This window comes from Pseudomonas sp. S06B 330, assembly GCF_002845275.2.
GTDB lineage: Bacteria > Pseudomonadota > Gammaproteobacteria > Pseudomonadales > Pseudomonadaceae > Aquipseudomonas.
This window is the reverse complement of record NZ_CP088149.1, coordinates 3,643,477-3,662,639: the sequence shown is the minus strand read 5'-3', so window position 1 is coordinate 3,662,639 and position 19,163 is coordinate 3,643,477. Positions and strand designations below refer to the sequence as shown.

19 protein-coding genes are annotated in these 19,163 nt (G+C 57.9%); 10 read left to right on the top strand and 9 right to left on the bottom strand.

Annotated elements, in window-relative coordinates; genetic code table 11:
* Window positions 1–31 precede the first annotated feature (31 nt).
* Together CX511_RS16285 and metE are read left to right on the top strand one after the other, a co-directional pair.
* Window positions 32–1,207, top strand: a complete 1,176-nt coding sequence (locus tag CX511_RS16285; protein ID WP_101292766.1) for a sensor histidine kinase — start codon at window positions 32–34, stop codon at window positions 1,205–1,207.
* A gap of 283 nt (window positions 1,208–1,490) precedes the next feature.
* Window positions 1,491–3,779: a 5-methyltetrahydropteroyltriglutamate--homocysteine S-methyltransferase gene (gene metE, locus CX511_RS16280; RefSeq protein ID WP_101292705.1), complete on the top strand. Its 2,289-nt coding sequence runs from the start codon at window positions 1,491–1,493 to the stop codon at window positions 3,777–3,779.
* A 99-nt stretch (window positions 3,780–3,878) separates the two neighbouring features.
* On the opposite strand, the gene CX511_RS16275 is transcribed toward metE, so the two are convergent.
* The 3 genes from CX511_RS16275 to CX511_RS16265 all read right to left on the bottom strand — a co-directional run bounded on the left by CX511_RS16275 (window position 3,879) and on the right by CX511_RS16265 (window position 5,778).
* Window positions 3,879–4,754, bottom strand: coding sequence for a universal stress protein (locus CX511_RS16275; protein WP_101292707.1), 876 nt, complete (start codon window positions 4,752–4,754; stop codon window positions 3,879–3,881).
* A 218-nt stretch (window positions 4,755–4,972) separates the two neighbouring features.
* Entirely contained in the window at window positions 4,973–5,554 is a 582-nt protein-coding gene (locus tag CX511_RS16270; RefSeq protein ID WP_409077862.1) for a hypothetical protein, read from the bottom strand.
* A 44-nt stretch (window positions 5,555–5,598) separates the two neighbouring features.
* Complete coding sequence (locus CX511_RS16265) at window positions 5,599–5,778, bottom strand: GNAT family protein (RefSeq protein ID WP_101292709.1); 180 nt, start codon at window positions 5,776–5,778, stop codon at window positions 5,599–5,601.
* Between CX511_RS16265 and CX511_RS16260 the strand changes: the two genes are divergently transcribed.
* Window positions 5,777–6,193 carry an NUDIX hydrolase gene (locus tag CX511_RS16260; RefSeq protein ID WP_045183372.1) on the top strand — a complete coding sequence of 139 codons (417 nt, stop codon included), beginning with the start codon at window positions 5,777–5,779 and terminating at the stop codon, window positions 6,191–6,193. The genes CX511_RS16265 and CX511_RS16260 overlap by 2 nt on opposite strands.
* Before the next feature lie 358 nt (window positions 6,194–6,551).
* On the opposite strand, the gene CX511_RS16255 is transcribed toward CX511_RS16260, so the two are convergent.
* The 5 genes from CX511_RS16255 to gltS all read right to left on the bottom strand — a co-directional run bounded on the left by CX511_RS16255 (window position 6,552) and on the right by gltS (window position 11,238).
* On the bottom strand, window positions 6,552–8,345 hold the full coding sequence (locus CX511_RS16255) for an alpha/beta fold hydrolase (protein ID WP_045183370.1): 1,794 nt from the start codon (window positions 8,343–8,345) through the stop codon (window positions 6,552–6,554).
* A 269-nt stretch (window positions 8,346–8,614) separates the two neighbouring features.
* Window positions 8,615–9,028, bottom strand: a complete 414-nt coding sequence (locus tag CX511_RS25690; RefSeq protein ID WP_101292770.1) for a hypothetical protein — start codon at window positions 9,026–9,028, stop codon at window positions 8,615–8,617.
* Between the two features lie 152 nt (window positions 9,029–9,180).
* The gene (locus tag CX511_RS16245) at window positions 9,181–9,339 is read right to left on the bottom strand and encodes a DUF2986 domain-containing protein (protein ID WP_082071314.1); all 159 of its coding nucleotides are present in this window, start codon (window positions 9,337–9,339) and stop codon (window positions 9,181–9,183) included.
* Between the two features lie 125 nt (window positions 9,340–9,464).
* Window positions 9,465–9,908, bottom strand: a complete 444-nt coding sequence (locus tag CX511_RS16240) for a hypothetical protein (protein ID WP_045183368.1) — start codon at window positions 9,906–9,908, stop codon at window positions 9,465–9,467.
* 115 nt (window positions 9,909–10,023) lie between these two features.
* A complete protein-coding gene (gene gltS / locus CX511_RS16235) occupies window positions 10,024–11,238 on the bottom strand; it encodes a sodium/glutamate symporter (RefSeq protein ID WP_045183366.1) in 1,215 nt (404 codons plus the stop codon).
* 267 nt (window positions 11,239–11,505) lie between these two features.
* Here gltS and CX511_RS16230 point away from each other — a divergent pair, with 267 nt between their 5' ends.
* Window positions 11,506–13,074 (top strand): EAL domain-containing protein, encoded by a 1,569-nt coding sequence (locus tag CX511_RS16230; protein WP_101292711.1) that lies wholly within the window; start codon window positions 11,506–11,508, stop codon window positions 13,072–13,074.
* A 234-nt stretch (window positions 13,075–13,308) separates the two neighbouring features.
* Window positions 13,309–14,394 (top strand): DUF3616 domain-containing protein, encoded by a 1,086-nt coding sequence (locus CX511_RS16225; protein WP_101292713.1) that lies wholly within the window; start codon window positions 13,309–13,311, stop codon window positions 14,392–14,394.
* Between the two features lie 135 nt (window positions 14,395–14,529).
* Here CX511_RS16225 and CX511_RS16220 read toward each other — a convergent pair whose 3' ends face one another.
* Window positions 14,530–15,231 carry a DUF3053 domain-containing protein gene (locus tag CX511_RS16220; protein WP_045183361.1) on the bottom strand — a complete coding sequence of 234 codons (702 nt, stop codon included), beginning with the start codon at window positions 15,229–15,231 and terminating at the stop codon, window positions 14,530–14,532.
* A 177-nt stretch (window positions 15,232–15,408) separates the two neighbouring features.
* Between CX511_RS16220 and CX511_RS16215 the strand changes: the two genes are divergently transcribed.
* From CX511_RS16215 to CX511_RS16195, 5 genes are all read left to right on the top strand, one after another.
* A complete protein-coding gene (locus CX511_RS16215) occupies window positions 15,409–16,053 on the top strand; it encodes a LysE family translocator (protein ID WP_045183360.1) in 645 nt (214 codons plus the stop codon).
* A gap of 90 nt (window positions 16,054–16,143) precedes the next feature.
* Entirely contained in the window at window positions 16,144–16,962 is an 819-nt protein-coding gene (locus tag CX511_RS16210) for a LuxR C-terminal-related transcriptional regulator (RefSeq protein ID WP_052675509.1), read from the top strand.
* 385 nt (window positions 16,963–17,347) lie between these two features.
* The gene (locus CX511_RS16205) at window positions 17,348–18,217 is read left to right on the top strand and encodes a hypothetical protein (RefSeq protein ID WP_143527723.1); all 870 of its coding nucleotides are present in this window, start codon (window positions 17,348–17,350) and stop codon (window positions 18,215–18,217) included.
* Window positions 18,218–18,258: 41 nt separating this feature from the next.
* Window positions 18,259–18,570: a hypothetical protein gene (locus CX511_RS16200; protein ID WP_045183357.1), complete on the top strand. Its 312-nt coding sequence runs from the start codon at window positions 18,259–18,261 to the stop codon at window positions 18,568–18,570.
* Between the two features lie 74 nt (window positions 18,571–18,644).
* Window positions 18,645–19,016, top strand: coding sequence for a hypothetical protein (locus CX511_RS16195; protein WP_045183355.1), 372 nt, complete (start codon window positions 18,645–18,647; stop codon window positions 19,014–19,016).
* Window positions 19,017–19,163: the final 147 nt, after the last annotated feature.

Below are 19,163 nucleotides of genomic sequence, written 5' to 3'. Positions count from 1 at the left end.
AAGCTTGAAGCTCTTCTTGGGCCACACCGTCATGCTAAGCCACAATGAACCTGATCCTGCAGCAGAACTACCCAGTGGAGACGCCGTTCAAGGGTTGCTTTTGACGGCAGAAAACGGATGCATCGAACGTGCGAACCTGACGTTCTGCCGCTGGATGGGCTACTCGCAGCAAACACTGCTTGGCATGCGCATCCAAGAGCTGATGAGCCTGGAAGCGAGGACTTTTCATCAGGCGTACTGGCAGCCGCTCATGCAACTTCAGGGGGGCGTAGCCAACGTCAAGTTCGACCTTATGCACCATGATGGCTACAAGATACCTATGATGTTAAGTGCCATAAGCTGTGCGCGTTCTAATGGCGTTTTTCATGAATTGGCTCTTTTTAAGACAGAGGACCGGCGTAAATATGAACGAGGCCTGGTCAATGCCCGCTTGCTTGCTGAGGGGCACTTAGCCAAGAACCTGAAGGCCCAGCGCTCCCGGGAGATTGCGCAAGGCAAGCTACGCACTGTCTATGCTGCCGCCGAAGACCGGGCGCTCTTTGCTGAGCAGATGATTGGAATTGTCAGCCACGATTTACGCAATCCGCTGTCGGCGATAAGAATGGCGGCGGAAATTCTGTTGCGGCGTGATCCGGACGCTAGGACTATCCAGATGCTGGGCCATATCAGCCATTCGGTCGAGCGTGCTCAACGTTTGGTTGCTGACCTGTTGGACTTTACCCTGGTCCAGGTAGGGCGCGGGATTACTGTGGAGCGCATGCCGCTTAGCTTCCATGATGTGGTTGCTGACTGCCTTGAAGAAATTCGGCTTTCATTCCCCAAGAGCGACTTGGTCCATCTACGTAGCGGCGAGGGGGAATTCTACGCAGACAGTGATCGACTGTATCAGTTAGTAGGCAATCTGGTGGCCAACGCTATCGCCTATGGTGCAGAGCGTTCAACTGTCACTGTGTCTACTCACATTGAGGACAACACAGTGACCCTTTCCGTGCACAACTTAGGGACACCGATTCCTGCGGCACTGCTGAGCAATTTGTTCGAGCCGATGATTCGCGGTAGTCATGACAATGCAGAACTACGAAGTGTTGGACTCGGTCTGTTTATCGTTCGTGAAATCGTCAGCGCTCATCAAGGGCACATCACGGTCAGCTCTACCGCCGCGTTGGGTACCCAATTCATTGCCACTTTCCCACTGTCTGGGCGGTGAGGTTGTCCAACGTGTAAACGTTGGCCTCAGCGTTATTGCGCATTTCGCGCCCGGAGTAGGGCTGTTTGTGACGGGGTGGCTGTTGACACTGCTTTTTACCGCACTGCTCTGCCCAAGGTGACTCAAAATCAGCCATTGAGAACAGCCGTGGCCGTTTTTAGGTGGTTGATATCGAACGTTTGATAATGAATAAAACTTGTGTTGATCAAGAGGAAAATGAGTTTGTCTCACGCTAGGGTGAGTGTCGACAATGGCTCCCATCAAACACATTGGAGTTTCTGTCATGGCATTGGCCCATTCCCTTGGCTTCCCGCGCATTGGACGCGATCGCGAACTGAAGAAAGCTCAAGAGGCTTTCTGGAAGGGTGAACTCAGCGAAGCCGGCCTGCGTGCTATGGGTAGTGATCTGCGCAAGACGCACTGGGCGCTTCAGAAACAGGCGGGGATCGAGCTGCTGCCGGTTGGTGATTTTGCCTGGTACGACCAAGTGCTGACCCACTCATTGATGGTTGGTGTGATCCCCGAGCGTTTCCGCCCGCACGACGGCAACGTGTCCTTGCAGACCCTGTTTGGCATGGCCAGGGGTGTCAGCGACAGCTGCTGCGGCGGTGCGCACGCCCAGGAAATGACCAAGTGGTTTGACACCAACTATCACTACCTGGTCCCTGAATTCACCGCCGACCAGCAGTTCCAGCTGGGTTGGGACCAGTTGTTCGAAGAAGTCGAAGAAGCCAAGGCCCTGGGCCACAACGTCAAACCTGTCGTCATCGGTCCACTGACCTACCTGTGGCTTGGTAAGGCGAAAGGGGGGGAGTTCGACAAACTCGAACTACTGGATCGTCTGTTGCCGCTGTACGGTCAGATTTTCCAGCGCCTGGCAGCTCAGGGCGTTGAGTGGGTTCAGATCGACGAGCCGATCCTGGTGCTCGACCTGCCTCAAGAATGGAAAAACGCGTTTGAACGCGCCTATAACCAGATCCAGCGTGATCCCCTGAAAAAACTGGTCGCCACGTACTTCGGTGGTCTGGAAGAGAACCTCGGCCTGGCGGCCAACTTGCCAGTCGACGGCCTGCACATTGATCTGGTACGTGCACCGGACCAGTACCCGACCATTCTTGATCGCCTGCCAGCCTACAAGGTCCTGTCGTTGGGCTTGGTCAATGGTCGCAACGTGTGGCGCTGCGACCTGGAAAAAGCCCTGGCCGTGCTGCAGCACGCCAACGAGCGTCTGGGTGACCGTCTGTGGGTAGCGCCTTCGTGCTCCTTGCTGCACAGCCCGGTTGATCTGGGTCGTGAAGACACGCTGGATGCTGAACTCAAGCGCTGGCTGGCCTTCGCCGTACAGAAGTGCGAAGAAGTCGCCATCTTGGCCCATGCAGTGAACGAGCCGCACGCCCCGGCAGTATTGGAAGCCCTGACCCAGAGTCGTGCAGTACAAGCCAGCCGCGCTGCCTCGACGCGCATCCACAACCCTGGCGTACAGGCTCGTGTGGCGGCGATTACCGCCAAGGACAGCCAGCGTCAGTCACCGTTCGCCAGCCGTATTGTCAAGCAGCGTGCCGGCCTGGAGTTGCCACTGCTCCCAACTACGACAATCGGCTCGTTCCCGCAAACTGGCGCAATCCGCCTGGCACGTCAGTCATTCAAACAAGGCAAGTTGTCCGAAGCTGAATACACCGAAGCGATGCAGAGCGAAATTCGCCACGCCGTCGAAGTGCAGGAGTGCCTGGGCCTGGACGTATTGGTTCACGGTGAAGCCGAGCGAAACGACATGGTCGAGTATTTCGCCGAGCAACTGGACGGCTACGTGTTCACCCGTTTTGGCTGGGTACAGAGCTACGGCTCACGCTGTGTGAAACCGGCGGTGATTGTCGGTGACTTGAGCCGTCCAAAAGCGATGACCGTCCAATGGACACGTTACGCTCAAGGCCTTACCGCCAAGGTCATGAAAGGCATGCTGACCGGCCCTGTTACCATGCTGATGTGGTCGTTCCCGCGTGAAGACGTGACCCGCGAAGTACAGGCACGCCAACTGGCGCTGGCCATTCGTGACGAAGTGGTCGATCTGGAAGCGGCAGGCATCAAGATCGTACAGATCGACGAAGCCGCATTTCGAGAAGGGCTGCCCCTGCGCCAGGCGCAATGGCAGCACTACCTGGACTGGGCCACCGAAGTCTTCCGCTTGTGCGCATCGGGTGTGCGTGACGAAACCCAGATCCACACGCACATGTGCTACAGCGAGTTCAACGATGTCATCGAGTCCATTGCGGCAATGGATGCCGACGTCATTACCATTGAAACCTCGCGCTCGGACATGGAACTGCTGGAGGCGTTCGAAGCCTTCGACTACCCGAACGAAATCGGCCCAGGTGTCTACGACATCCACTCGCCACGCGTCCCGGATGCTGCGGAAATGGCCAACTTGCTGCGCAAAGCTGCCAAGCGCATTCCTGCCGAGCGCCTGTGGGTCAACCCGGACTGCGGCCTGAAGACACGCGGCTGGCCAGAAACCGAAGCCGCTCTGGTGCACATGGTCACCGCCGCCCGCCAACTGCGTAAAGAGCTGGCTTGAAGCCCTAGCGGTCTATGCATGACCCGCCAGCCGGACCACGTGAATGTGCGCCGGCTGGCGTTTACTACTGGGACTAAAACTGGCGCAAAGGTACACCGCCTACAGTGACACCAGCACATCACACTGCGATTCGTTAAGGACATGCTTGGTGACGCTGCCGATCAACAGCTCTTCCAGTGCGCTTTCACCCTGCTTGCCAATCACGATCAGATCGCAGTCCAGCTCTTGCTCCTGTTCAACGATCCGCCAGGACGGGTCACCGTGCACCACGATTTGCCGAGCATTGGACAGCCCAGCGGCAGCGCTCAGGGTGGCGAGTTGTTCCGCCGCGTCTTTGCGGATGACATTTCGGTAGTGAGTGAGGGTGTCTTGGTCAATGTGGGCGAACCGCATGCTCCCCTCGAACGGGGCTTCGAATACGTGCAGGAGTACGATCTCGGCTTGCGGGGCAATCGACTTCGCGAGTTCGATGGACCGGAGCGATGACGGCGAAAAATCAACGGGAACGAGCACGGTACGGTATGCATCGCGGGGTGCGTGCTTGACCACCAGCAAAGGGCAGAGCATACGGTTCAGCATTCTTTGCACGGTAGAACCCAGCAGCAGGCGACGGGCCAGGCTATGTCCTTTCGCCCCACACACCAGCAAATTGGAGTGTTTGTCTTGCACCACACGGGTGATTTCCGTGACAACCGAACCAGGGGCCACCTGTACGCCAGCGGCGATGTCATAGCGTTGGAACAGCCGGTCTGCCAGTTCGTGAGTTTTTTCTCTTGCTGTCTCTAGCGCGTGTTTCAACAAATCGTCATCAGGTACCACTGCCTGCTTGAGACGCTCGAAAGGGGCCGGATTTGCGACGTACAGCAAATCCAGTGACGCGTGCTGCGCCTTGCTCAATTGTGCCGCCCGCTCTGCCGCGTTGCGGGCAGAGGTCGACAAGTCAGTGGCAACCAGTACGTGGTTCAACGAGGTCATATGAGGCTCCTTATACAGTGCTGTGCACATGAATCGACGACGTTACCTTGAGTTCAAAGGGGGCGTTATCGATCCATTCCTTGCGTTGAGCCATCCTCTCGCGAACCAGACCTAGCGTTTTGATTTACGTCAATGGAAGGGCCGCGCTAGCACCGGGTCGAAACGTAGCGCATCAAGTCGTAACATACGACCCTCTGTCCGGCACATGTTCCGGGTACTTATTCCGGCGGCAATGTAAAGCTGAACACCATCAGGGCCCAGAGCAGCACGCCGAGCACGATGAAAACATAGTTGATCGGCGTGAGGCGCGCGTTGCTTTCACCCAGCGGGTCGCCGGCCGCTTTATTGAGACCACGCTGACCCTGCCAGGTAACCCAGCCATGCAGCGGTAGGAGCGCCAGGCTGATCAGATCGATAGTCGGAAAACCGATGTTCTTTCGCACCAGTGAATCCAGCACGTTGCTGATGATCGCGATCACCACATACAACGTGGCTAACTCGCCGGGTCGCCAGTCATAGGTGGTCCCGTTTTGCTTGATTCGGGCATTAGCTTCCCGGTACAGCGCGTGAGTGAAGAAAATCGCAAACAAGGCGCGAGCGATGGGCCACATTTCCTTGCCTGAGGCCTGCTTGAATTGCTGCCAGTTTTTGTAGGCCCAGTACAACTGGTAGCTACCAAAGGTCAGCAGGAACAACGTCAGGAATTTGGTTCTGGATACCGTATAGAAGGGGCGTTGCGCTTCGGTTGCGCTGACCCCTTCTGCTCGTTGAGGGGCGTAGAGATTTTCAGACACGTCCATTTCCTATGTTGATCTGATTGGGCTGCCACGGTAGCACAGCCGCTTCATCCCTCTTTCTCCACCACGAACGGGTTAATTTCGAGCAGGTGATTCGCCCAGCGCTCCGGGTCAATATTCGCGGGCGCCCAGGCCTCGATCTGGTCGTGGGAGTCATCGCGTGATGCGATACCATGAACGGCGGAGTAATAGACGCGAAACAATGCTGTCGATAAGGAGATCATCATGTCACCCAACAAAGCTTGCCCCATTATTCTGGCGGGCACGGCCGCCCCACGCATCTTGTTATTCCGCCATCCGCTGGCAGGCGTGCAGTTGGTCAAAGGGACGATCGAACCCGGTGAAACACCTGCCCAGGCCGCGTTACGCGAGTTAAGCGAAGAGTCCGGAATCGACGCTGCTACCGTTGTCTGCGACTTGGGCTGTTGGAGCGCGGGCCATCTGGATCAGGTGTGGTCATTTCAACGGTGTGAGGCGCACGTTCCGTTGTCGGAGCAATGGACTCACCAAACACTCGACGATCATGGCCACGCCTTCAGTTTCTTTTGGGCGCCTCTCAATGATTTGCCGCTTGCCCATTGCCATCCGGTCTTTCAACGCGCGTTGCTGTATGTGAAAAGCGCGTTGGCCAAGCATGCATAAGTCCCATGTACCTAGCTTCGACGGCGCGTGCGCACTTGGCCGGAAGCGGTCGATCATCCCCCCTCATTTTTTGATCCCGACCAGGCAGACCAGTCGCTTAAAGGTTGCGCCTGGCCCTTAAGCGATAAGTAAGGCTCACAGGCCACCCTTGTGTGCCCCATTATTCTTGCGGACATTACGTTACACCCGTCGGGCAAGGCCACGTAGGTCGTTCTGCGGCGCCAACGGCATACGTACGCCTAACCACTCGCTGTAGGCCGGTGTTCCCGATGGGGTGTGCACTTGGCTTGGGCACTTGTTGCGCAAGGCGCTGCCCCCACGGGTGGCGTGGGGGCAGCTCAATGAAGAGAGGGCAGCCTCAACGCTCCATGACATAGGTGCCAGGTGCGGGGCAGAGGGGTGGGTACTTGCGCGAGCCGAGTTTCTTCGGCGCGGGCAGGCTGTCGCCCGAGCGCTGCCCGATCCATTCGCGCCAATGCGGCCACCAGCTGCCTTGCTGGCGCTCCCCGGCATTCTGCAGCCAGGTTTCCGGGGCCTCGGCGGCGGCAGGCGCCGCGTAGTAGAACGACTTGGGGTTGCCCGGCGGGTTTACCAGACTCTGCAGGTGGCCGGCGTTGGACAGCACGTAGGTTGTGTCCTCGCCAAACAGCCGGGCGGTGCCATAACAGCCTTGCCAGGGGGTGATGTGGTCAGTGGTGCCGCCAACCACATAGGCCCCCACCTTCACCTGGGTCATGTCGATTGACTCGCCGGCAATCTCCAGGGCGCCCGGGTTGCTGTAGGGGTTCTGCTGGATCAGGTCGAGGTAGTCCGCGTGCAGTTGGGCGGGTAGCCGCGTGGTGTCGTTGTTCCAGGCAAGGATGTCGAAGGCCGGCGGCTTATTACCCAACAGGTAGTTGTTGACCCAGTAGTTCCAGATCAAGTCGTTGGGCCGCATCCAGGCGAACATGCGGGCCATGCCCTGGCCGCTCAGAACGCCCTTGCGCCGTGAGCTGGCCTTGGCCGCGCGCAGCGCGGACGGGGTGGTGAACAGCCCTAAGGTGGTGTCGTCCAGCGCCGAGGGCATGTCGAGCACGCACACGGCCCAGCTGGTGTTGGCCACCTTGTGGTTTTCGCCACGGGCCGCCAGCCAGCCCAGGTAGGCCGCCAGGGTGATGCCACCCGAGCAGGAGCCCCACATGTTCACATCCGGGCTACCAGTTATCCTGCGCGCCACGTCCACAGCCTGGTCCAGGCACAGCGCGTAATCGGACAAGCCCCAGTCGCGATGCTCGCGGGTGGGATTGCGCCAACTGATGACGAAGAGGTTCACGCCGCTGTCCTGGATCCACTTGATCAGGCTTTTCTCCGGCGACAAGTCGATGGCGTAGTACTTGTTGATTTGCGGCGGCGACATCACCAAGGGTCGGGCATAAACCTTTTCGGTGGTGGGTGCGAACTGCAGCAGCTCGAACATCTCGGTGCGAAACACCACTTCGCCCTTAGCCGTGGCGATGTTTTCTCCTACCTTGAACGGCGTGCTGTCGACCTGTCTCGGCAGCCCGCGGTTGTTCAGCATATCCTCGCCGAACTGACGCACGCCCCTGGCCAGGCTCATGCCACCGGTGTCCACCAGTTTGCGCAGCGCCGCCGGATTGGTTAGCGGCGAGTTGCTCGGTGCCAGTGCATCGGCCAAAAGTGCTGCTACGAACCGGGCTCGGCTCTTTTCCAACGGGGCAAGGTCGGTGGACTCGATGAAGCGGGTCAACTCACTTTGGCCGGCCAGGTAGCTCTGCAGCAGTGCACGCAGGAAGGCGTTGGATTGCCAGGCCGGATCGGCGAAGCGCTTGTCCTTCGGATCTGGCGCAATGCAGGCGTTGCCAGCGACGATGCCGCGCAACGCCTTCAGGTAGCCGCCCAGATGAGCGCCAGCTTTGAGCGGCGACGTGCCCACGGCCTTGAACAGGTAGCCGGCCGAGCTGGCCAGGTCGGCCGGGCGCACGCTGACAAGCGGATTGCCTGCCAGGGTCTGGTTGGCCGCCGTGCCGATCAGTTCGTGTTGCAGGGGATTGCCCGGGACATCGCCATCCTTGCGAACGCGACGCTTTCGGCCGGTCGCCTGCGGGCCTTTGGTGGGCGTTGTGGTCTCGCTTGTTCGGGGGGATTTGCTCATGGCGGCTCTCGTGTTTCCGGGCGCGGTGTCCGGTTTTATTGTTTGACACCGACTTTAGGGCAGCAGCGGTTGCGGCAACCTCTCATCGCACGACAGCGGATTTTCATTTCATGACAAGGACGGTGCGGACCGACGAACTGAAGGGGGGATGCCGATAGACGTTCGCTCATCAAACGGTCAAATCCTTGGACCGTTTGATTGCCACACAGTGAGACAGGGCCGACGCGTCGTGACGTGCTGCACGATCGGTGATACCCGGTCAGCCGTCATTAACGACGGTAGTAGCGATGATCGTCCTCATAGCGGTAGCGCATGGCCCGATCATGATGGCGTTCCCAATCTCGGCGCCGGTCAGCTTCGCGGCGGGCTTGCTCTCTACGCCATTGATCTCTACGCCAGTTTTCCCGACGCCAATCATCTCTACGCCAATCATTTCTATGATCGTGCCAACGGCCGTCATGCGAGTACCGATCGTCATGGGCGAGCAACGGGCCTGGTTGTTTTTCAGCGATGCTGACCAAGGTTGGCCAAGGGTTGCCGGCAGCCTGGGCCGGAGCCTCAATAGTCGGGGCTTCAGTGGCTAGAGCAGGGGTTGAGACCTTCATCTGTGTTGCTGATGCCGAGCCCAATGCCGCGAACGCGAACAGGCCAAAGAGCACCCTCCGTGGATCATGGAATTTCATGAGCGAAGACAACCTCTGATTGACAATCGGACGTGTGGCGACCTGGCGACGGGAAGCGTGCGAATTCGCACTTACCAAGCGCATGGGCCTATCCACATAGACCAATAAACAGAGAAAAGTTCTGGGAAGCGGCTACTTAAAAAACAACTGTTTTACTCTGCGGGAATGTTTGGCTCGCAACTGGATTCAGCTTCCAGTTTCAATCGGTCAGCTTTACAAATGTATTTAGGCTTGTTTTTCGGTGCCAATTTGGCGCTGGCTTTTTTGGCGTGTGCCTTTAAAAGCTGCTTTATTTTTTTCTGACGGTTCATTGTCGACTCGGCGGGTAAAGTCTTGAATGATATCAGCTCCAGCTGGCGCGGGTATCGGACCGGTGCGATCGCGCCTGGAGCACGTCGCGCCGGCCTCGGTACCGCGTTGCTGGCTCGCCTCGCGTCTAGCCTGCGCTGATCTTGCCGCAGAACAGCGGACGGCTGCCATCTGCCGGGCTGGTGCTGACGAGCAAGGCATAGTCACCCTGGGTCAAGTCACTCAGCGCCACCGGGGCCTGGGCCCAATACCGCGTACGTGGGGCCATCGAGAGATAATTGACGTTGTCGGCCTTGTCGGTCTGGTACGCAGGGGTTGCACTCAAATGCTGGCAGGAGCCCGCGTAGATAGCGGTGTCCAGGCGGCTAGGAACCGCCATGTGGTTGGGGACGCCGCCAACGTTAAGGTAGATGCTGGTGTGGTTGCCCACCGGGCTGAGTGAGGCGCGAGCGATGTGTCCTGCATTTTGCGGGGTAGCATTGAGGGGGACATCGACGATCTCGGTTCTGCTTGCGCACCCTGAAATCGCCCCAACCGCCACTACCAACGCCAGCCAAGATGTTCTGTTCATCACAGATCTCCTGATGTGAGGTGCGTTGATGTCGTCCCCCCTATGAAGTCTAGTGGTCTGCTCCCGGCGCGGGATCTGGCTGATGGGTGGTCATCCGCACCCGCCTGCGGATAGGCTAAATACCACTGAACATGCCGATGATGATGGCATTGACCAGGTCAATGAAAAAGCCACACACCAGCGGTACTATCAGGAAGGCCTGGTGGGCTGCACCGTATTTTTGCGTCACGGTGGTCATGTTGACGATGGCCGTCGCCGTAGAACCCAAGGTGATCCCGCCGAACCCCGAAGCAATGACGCTGGCTTCGTAATTGCGGCCCATGAAGCGGAACACCACAAAGTAGGTATAAACAACCGTCAGCAGCACTTGCAGGGTCAAGGTGCACAGAATGAACAGCAGCGCGCCGCTGAGCTGCCATAGTTGCAGGCCCATCAGGGCCATGGTCAAAAACATGCCCAGACAGATATCAGAGATCAGTGCCAGGCCCAGGCTAGCGCCACTCCAGCTTTTCAGCCGCTTGTCACCCAGTACGGCCAGAACGATATGGTGAATGACGATACCGGCGAACAGGCAACTGACGAATTTGGGTAGGGTGATGCCGGCATCCACCAGCAACAGGTTGAGGCCATAGCCGAGCATCAGGGTCAGGTTGAGCCACATCCACGCCCAGAGCACGTCGTAGTAGTCCACCGCCTTGTTGCGTTGGTGCTCGAGGATGCCGATTTCCAGCTCGCCTTCCCGGGACGGGGTCAGGCGATAACGCTGTATCAGTTGGTTGGCGATAGGGCCGCCGATCACGCAAGCGGCAATCAGGCCGACGGTGTTGCTGGCGATGCCCAGTTCATGGGCGTTTGTTATTCCCAGCTTTTCGACAAACAGCGGTGCCCACGCCAGGGTAGTGCCCACCCCACCGGTGAGGGATATTGAACCGACCATCAAACCGGCCTTGGGGTCGAGCCCAAACGCCTCGGCCATGCCCATGCCCAGTACGTTTTGCAGGACGATAAACGCACTGGCAAGCAACAGCAGGATCAGTAACGGGCGCCCGCCCTTGAGCAGTTGGCGCATGTCCGATTTCAAGCCGATGCCGGCAAAGAAATACAACAATAAGGTGTCGCGTACTTGCAGGTCGAATTCGATCTGGATATTGAGACCGAAGTAAAGAAGGGAGGTAACCGCTGCACACACGAAACCGCCCACCACTGATTCGGGAATACAGTACTGACGCAGTAAGGCGTTGTGCTGGACCAAGGTTTTGCCGAGGAACAGCAGGAGGATAGCCAGGGTGAAACTTACAAGGCCATGAACCGTAAAGATTTGGGAGGTCATTAACGCCTGCCTTAAAATTTGGACAACGCATTATCAGGATTTGTCGGTGCAGCGTTCTGATCGGCATCAATAAACGGTGGATGGAGCATAGCAGGGAGGTTAAAGCGTCCTCGTAGTCGTCGATAGCAAGGGGCACGATGATGCTTGACCCCGCAGCGCAGACGCCTCTAAGCAATCGGTAGCGCTGTTGATCTGTAGCAACGTGCATTGGCAGGCGCCGTCTTAGGCTGTGATGGCAGGGCACAGGCCAACGGCCAAGGCGGCACCATGAATCGAAAACGTATTGTCTGGGGAAGCGTCCTCCTGGGGCTTCCGTGTGTCCTGCTGCCGGTGTTGTTGATGGGCTATCTGGCCTGGGTGTTGAATCTGCACGCTGCCCAGCAGCGCCTGGACACTTTGGCTGCGGTTGCTTCCAGCCGGGCCAGCGGCACCTTCCACGAGGCTGGCGAAGCACTCAAGAGCATCGCCGGCTCCAGCTTCGCGCCGTGCACACCAGAAGGTATCGACGCGATGCGTCTGTTGACCATCAACACCTTCTCGGTGAAGTCGGTTGGCTATGTCGAGGAAGAAATCTACGCCTGCGATTCTTGGGGCGCGGTGGGACACTCTGTGACGCCCTGGCAAGAGGACTTCACCACCGCCGACGGCGTACGCGTGTCGCTCGGCGTGCAGCCGAACCTTGTCTCGGCGAAACCGATGATGGCGCTGCAATACGCGGCGTTCAATGTATTGGTAGACCCCGAGCAGTTCCTCCAGGTAATGGTCGAAGACGATCTGCAGTTGGCCGTCGGTACTGCTGCAGGCCACTTGGTCAGTGCGTCGCGGCCGGGGGTGGAGCGATTTTTAAGTCGCGTGCATTCGGGCTCGGCCAAGGGGCTTGAGGAGGGGTATCTCTATACCGTGGTACACAACGGCGACTGGGTGGCCATTGCCGCACTGTCGCGTCAGGAGTTACTGCAAGGCCTGGTTCGCAAAGAGATGCTGTTATTGCCCGTTGGCGGGCTGCTCGCCGGCGTGCTGGCGGTGATGCTCATCAAGCGTACGCGTCAGCGCTTGTCGCCGCTGGCCGAACTCGGCAGGGCGGTGCGCAATCGCGAGTTCATCGTGCATTATCAGCCGATCATGAACCTGAGTGATGGCCGCTGTGTGGGGGCCGAAGCGCTACTGCGCTGGCGCCGCTGCGATGGCAGTTTGGTGCGTCCTGACCTGTTCATTCCACTGGCTGAGCAGAGCGGCTTGATCTTGCCGATCACCGACCAGTTGATCGACAGCGTACTGCATGACCTCGGCCCACTGCTGGTGCAGGAGCGCAGCCTGCACGTGGCGATCAACCTGGCGGCCGAAGACGTTAGCAGTGGCCGCTTCCTGCCCAAACTGGAGATGGCCCTGCGCCGCAGCGGAGTGCTCCCGAACCAGATCTGGCTGGAGGCTACAGAGCGTGGCTTTATGCAGATCGATGCTGCCTGTGCAACCGTTGACCGCGCACGGGCGTTGGGCCATCTGGCCGCCATCGATGATTTCGGCACCGGTTTCTCCAGCCTCCAGCACCTGCAGCAATTGCCGTTGGATATTCTCAAGATCGACAAATCGTTCGTGGATAGCATCGGCGCGGATGCTACGGCGGGCCCAGTGACCAGCCACATCATCGAAATGGCCAAGAGCCTGCAGCTGAAAATGGTCGCGGAGGGCATCGAGACCCAGGCCCAGCTGGACTACCTGCGCGGACAAGGGGTGCACTTCGGGCAGGGCTGGTTGTTCGCCAAAGCGTTGCCTGCTGAGGCGTTCGAAGCCTTCTATCAGGCCCATGCGGGCATGGCTGTTGAGCACGCGGCATAATAAGTGACGTCTAGCCGGGTTACACCACACGCTGTAGCCGCTGCTCACCCAAGACCGCCCAACCTGATGCGGTTCGGCAAATGACCTTGTCGTTTTCACCGTTGCGAGCTAGCACCACACGATATTCCTCATTGTTCTACCGGCAGTGAGAAAACGCACTAGCACATGACCTTGATTGTCATCGGCCAGCCACTAGCCTCGACAACAGTGTCAGCACCCTGAGGACATCCGCTGATGAACACGCGCAGCCATGCAGTGCTATTGAGCTTTGATCCGGCGTTAGCGTCATTGCGCGATGGCCTTTCGGTTGCTCAGCAAATTGGCGACACACTGTGGGTGGCCAACGATGAAACCACGAGCCTGGAACGCCTGAAAATTCAGGCCGCTGCGCCCGGTGAAGTGTTGATGTGCGATGCGCACCGGTCATTTCAGCTCCAGGCGTTTCTGGACTTGCCCATACCCAAGTCCGACGCCGAGATCGACATCGAAGGCTTGGCCTATGACAGGGGTTACCTCTGGGTGGTGGGTTCTCATAGCCTCAAGCGCAAGACGGCTGAAGCCGACAAGCCTGCGCAGAAGAACATCAAGCGACTGTCGACGGTGGAGGCGGACGGCAATCGTTTTCTGCTCGCTCGCATCCCTGTGCTGCAGGAGCCTGACGGCTATGCACTTGTCAGGAAGGTGGACGCTGATGGACGCACGGCTGCGCAGCTACAGGGCAACACGATCGGTAACGACCTGACCGCGCAAATTACGGAAGACGATCAGCTGCGCGACTTCCTGCGCATCCCCGGTAAAGACAACGGTTTTGATATCGAAGGTTTGGTGGTAATCGGCTCGCGCCTCTTGCTGGGGCTGCGTGGCCCCGTGCTTCGCGGTTGGGCTGTACTGCTGGAGATCGAGCCCGAGCTGTCCGATGGTTCTACTGACACGCTGGTGCTGAAGAAGATTGGCCCCCAGGGACGCCGCTACCGCAAACATTTCTTCGCGTTAAACGGACTGGGTGTACGCGACCTGTGCATCAGCGGCGACGATCTGCTGATCCTCGCGGGCCCGACCATGAACCAGGACGGGCCGGTAACGGTGTTTCGCTGGCGCGGTGGCTTTACGTCCGACGCGGAAAATGTGGTCTTTGTCGATCAACTGGAGCAAGTAGTGGAGGTGCCTTTCGGCCAAGGTGACGATCACGCTGAGGGGATGTGTTTGTTTGAGTCGGGGGAACCACCCGGGGAGCAGCTGTTGATCCTCTACGACTCTGCGTCGCAGGGGCGCAAACACGGCGATACGGAGGTGGAAGGGGATCTGTTCGTTTTGAGTTAGCCGCGCAACTCGACGTGCTCGCGCTCGCTTGCACTGTTAACGCTTTGTGCATTCAGGGCCCGCCAACGACGGGCCTTTCTTGCTCAGCTCCGGCGGTAAGCCCGCGCTGATAGGTACTCAATAACCAAGCGGTGTTTAGCGCCCGAGCATGACCGCCTGCATGCGTACTTGAGCCTGTTGAATGGTTTGAGCCTGGGCGTTCAACTCCTGCAGCAGCGTGTTCAACTCCGCCTGCACGTTAGGGTCCTGGACCTTGACCACCGGGCCATTGATTTCGATCTGTGCCTTGTGGGCATTGACGTAATCGGCCACTTTCAGGCTGCTGTCGAGGGTGCTGTTGATTTGCGGCAGCACTTGCAGGAAGGTGTTGGCCGGGACGCTGACGGTTTTTTCGAAGGCTTTGTCATACACCACCTTCAAGTCTTCCGGTTGCTTGAGCTGGGCGTGGGCGCTATCGGCTTTTGCCTGTTGCTGCTTGAGCTGCGCGGCCATGTCGTTCAGGCCGGTTTGAATCGCCTTGATATCGTCACGGCGTGAAATGACATCATTCAATGAGCGCATCGAGCCTTTCTGCACCAGGCTGCCCAGGGGTTTTACCGTCGCGTCCATCTCGCCATTGAAGTCGGTGATCACTGCGTAATGTACGCGGTAGTCGCCAAACGCCTTCGACTCATCCGGCGTCAGCTTGGGGACGCGGACACCGGGCTTGTCGATGATACGAGTTTGCAAAAACTGGGTGAACGCGGCGCGCTGTTCAGGTTCATCATTGCCGCAGGCGATGAGGGCGAGGGGAAGGGCGAGGGCGAGTAGCCAATGAGGGCGAAACGAGACGTTCATGTCTGTGGAGCTCCTGTAAGGTATGAACACGCACACGGTAGAGGTGTGCGCTGTGTAGCGCGGGCAAGTTTATCGTTTCTGTAGTATGGATCCAATCAGCACATTTGCGGTATGAGGATTAGCTCACGGTTGTCCTGTACCATGCAAAACCCTGCCAATCACTGATGAACCGGAAAAATGGATTTTCACGCGCTTCTCGCTTTTACCCTGGTTGCGGCGATTGCCATTGCCAGCCCGGGGCCTGCCACCTTGATGGCGATCAACAACAGCCTCGCTTATGGGCCGCGTTATGCACTGTGGTCTTCGCTGGGCAATGCCTGCGGCCTGTTTTGCCTGTCGGCGGCTGCCATGCTGGGGCTGGGCGCCTTGCTCGCCAGCTCTGAATGGATGTTTAACGCGGTGAAGATCATGGGCGCTGGTTACTTGTTCTATTTGGGCGCCAAGCAGTTGATGAAAAAGAGTCCGATGCTCACGGACGCTGTTCAAGCGGATCAACATGCACTTAAACCATCGCGACTGAAGCTGTACAAGTCGGCCATGCTGACCGCAGCCACTAACCCCAAAGCGACGATGTTCTTCACCGCGTTGTTCCCGCAGTTCATCGACCAGAGCGCAGCCCTGCTACCGCAGTTTCTGATCCTTACGTCGATATTCATGGCTTTGTCGTTGGCTTCATTGAGCCTGTATGCCGCACTGGCTGCCCGGGCCAAGGGCATGCTGACACGGCCGAAGTTTTCGCTGTGGGTCAGTCGGCTGGTGGGTTCGACGTTCATTTGTTTCGGCGCTGCCATTCTCACAATGCGTCGCCAGGTTGCTGCGTAACACCCGGTAGAAAAGCGGAAATTTTCCAATCCAAAACTGAGCCACATTAGCTGCCTATCCTGCTGAGAAACTCAACAGGGAAGTGCGGAGGTGATCAGCGCGCAGACTCTGCGAAAACTCCGGTATCTGGTACACCATGAAGGTGTCTCGGTGCGTGAAGCTGCCCGACGCCTGTGTATCTCCAGAAACACTGCCAAACGTTGGCTGTCCGCACCGCAAGGGGGACAGCCACGTTACCCGCAACGCGCAACGGCTGCGGGGCTGCTTGACCGCTACAAGGAGCACCTGCTGCTCTGGCTCAAGGCGGGTATCGACAGCGGCGAGCGTCAACGCAGCAGCGTTGCCACCTACTTCGAGTGCCTGCAGGCCATCGGTTTTCCTGGTAGCAAGAGCCTGGTTTACCGCTACTGCCGGTCCTGGAAGTTGCAACTGAACAATGCACCCGGCCGTGCGGGTTCTGTGCCACTCAATGTTGAGCCTGAAGAGGCTTGTACGTTTGTCGGGCTGACCACCCGGGAGCGGGAGGTGCTCAGTTGGGTTGCCAGGGGCCGGTCCTGCCGGGAAATCGCCTCATCGATGGGGATCGCGTCCCTTACCGTGCGTAAACATCGATGCAACATTCTTGGCAAGTGTGGTCTGCATAGCACTGCGCAGTTAGTCGCATTCGCCGTCGGCACGCTGCAACGGCAGGGCCAGGCCCAGGATCAGTTGGCACTTTCCCGGCTCAGCGCGCGTGAGCGGCAAGTTGTGATGTGCCTGGCTAAAGGATTGACCAGTAAAGAAATTGCCAAATGCCTACGTATCAGTCCTGCAACGGTGCGCAAGCATCGTGAGCACGCCATGAAGTCTATGGGGGTGCACACCATGGCATCGCTCATGTGGTATGCCGTTGGCGGTGAGCGCTCATGATTACTTGCATTAAAACACTACGCCATCGGCGTTATTTAAGTACTGACGGTGCACGCACAAGATGATGGCGACGCACGACTAACCATCCTTGTCGGGCGTTATGCGGCTTTTTCAAGTCGTACAGTCGCATCAGTAAAAAGGATCTTTCAATGCGCAGCACTTAAGGCGAATAAACATGATCAACTGGAATGGGCAGTTTACTCAAATTATCAGGAAATCTAACCCGACGCTCTGGGGCAACTGGACGCTGAGCAGTGAAGTTGCTCCCGGTGCAGTCGGCATCTTGGACCCGCTGACAGGCACCTTCAAACTCATTGCCGATACGCTGCCGGGATTAACGCCTGGCGATTTTAAAAAAACCGCAGTCAGTTCAGATTGGGACACGATGTCCAGCGAAGTATCTCGCACCGAGACCGAAGTTGACCTGGGGGCTGAAGTCACTGACCCGGAGACGGGCGTTACCGCCAAAGCCGGTTTGGAGATTGCCTGGAAGTTTGGCCGAGAGGGGTCAATGGTGTCCAAGTGTGCGCTGGACTCAGAGTCGGTCCTGAACAACCCGGATGCAGTGCTGGCCAATCAACTGGATTGGTTGGTCCAGCGTGCCGGCCAATCCGGCATGGGTTCGGGCAACGGCATCGCGCAAGGCTTTGGCATTATCACCAGCGTGCTGTATGCCCGCAGTGGCTTGAATGTCGGTTCGATGGCCAGCGATAACTCGTTCACCTTGAAAGGCAATGCCTCAGCTGTACAGAAGATGGTCGGTGAAGCGAAAGGCAAAGGCTCCTTTACCTCGGCAAGTTCCAGTAAAAGCGTCGACAAGCACTTGTGGCCAAGCGAGTCAGGCGTGCTGGCAGAAGGTTCGGCGCCGCTGGCGTACACCTTTGCCTCTTTCGACGGGCGGCTGTTGCTGCCGCGCTGGATCACCCACATCAGCGCTTTTCAGTTGATCATCAGTAACGCTAACGGTGGCACCTATATCGTCGACGCCCACTTGGCCTACGACACGGCGGGCGGACGCAAGCGTGCCGAAGGTACGGCTTCGGGCGGGTTGACCGTGACCTTCAGCGATATCCCGTTGGACGCCAGCAATGTTGTTCTGGAGTGTGGGTTTCGCGGCGTGATGACGACGGAAAAACACACGCTGCAATGGAAAAGCCCGCGTGGGCAGTGGATCGGTGGCGTGCGGCATGTCCAGTTGTACGGCGTCTGGCCGGGTAGCACGCGCGCTGTCGATGTTGAGGCTGGAACGGCTTGACACCTTAACAAGGCTCATACTTCAACGTAGGAGATATCTCCATGGTCGTTAATTTGAACAGTATTCCAACCGCCAACCCTCCAGGTGCAATTAACTTGCGCGTAACGTTCTTTCTAAAAAAGAAGCCGGTGGCAAGTTTGAATGTCGGCGAAGCGGTAACGTTAACTATTACTTTCGATTCAATAGGTGTGGGTACGTCTGAGCCCATGGCGATGTATCGAAAAGAGTCGCCAGCAGACGTTACGATCAATCCCGGTAATCTGGCCTTCATGGAAAGGAATGGCGATACCCAGATCGCGTTGCGTTACGGTGCGCCGGGTGGCGCCGAGCAGAGTGTTGTTTTTAGCCGTTAAGGGCTGCCTGTGGTGAAAGTTGCTCGCTTGTAGGGGTAGCTTTTTCAGCCGATATCGATAACGAGGAATGACGTATGCCAATTGAATTTCATGGTGATGATTTAAAACTCACCGGCGTCTCGTGGGATCATATTTTGACGGTGCACGGTCTTGAAGGGTGCGACTCCGCCATGGCCAATGGATGGCAGCGCAAATCCAAATGGTATGGCGATGAAGAGCAGATCAAAGCACGGGTCAATAGTGCTTTTGACCTGTTTCGCCAGCAGGCAAAAAGCATTGGTACCATGACCCTTGCGCAAGATGCCAATAAACGTAGTACCTACGACGTCGACACTCAGGTGCAATGCGGGACGGGGAGGAATGGGGTGGATACCCAGTCAGTGCGCCTGGTGATGGAGATAAAACACTCGGGTGATACCTTCATTGTTACCGCTTTCCCTTGGTAATGCTGGCAAGACGTTTAAACGTAACCGACCGGCGCTGTCGATCGGTTACGTTACATTAGTGCGAGGCCTGTGCCCTTGGGAGAAGAGTGCCATTAAAGCGTGGGCAACTGCCCGATACGGCCCATCATCTCGGTCACGATCTGCAAC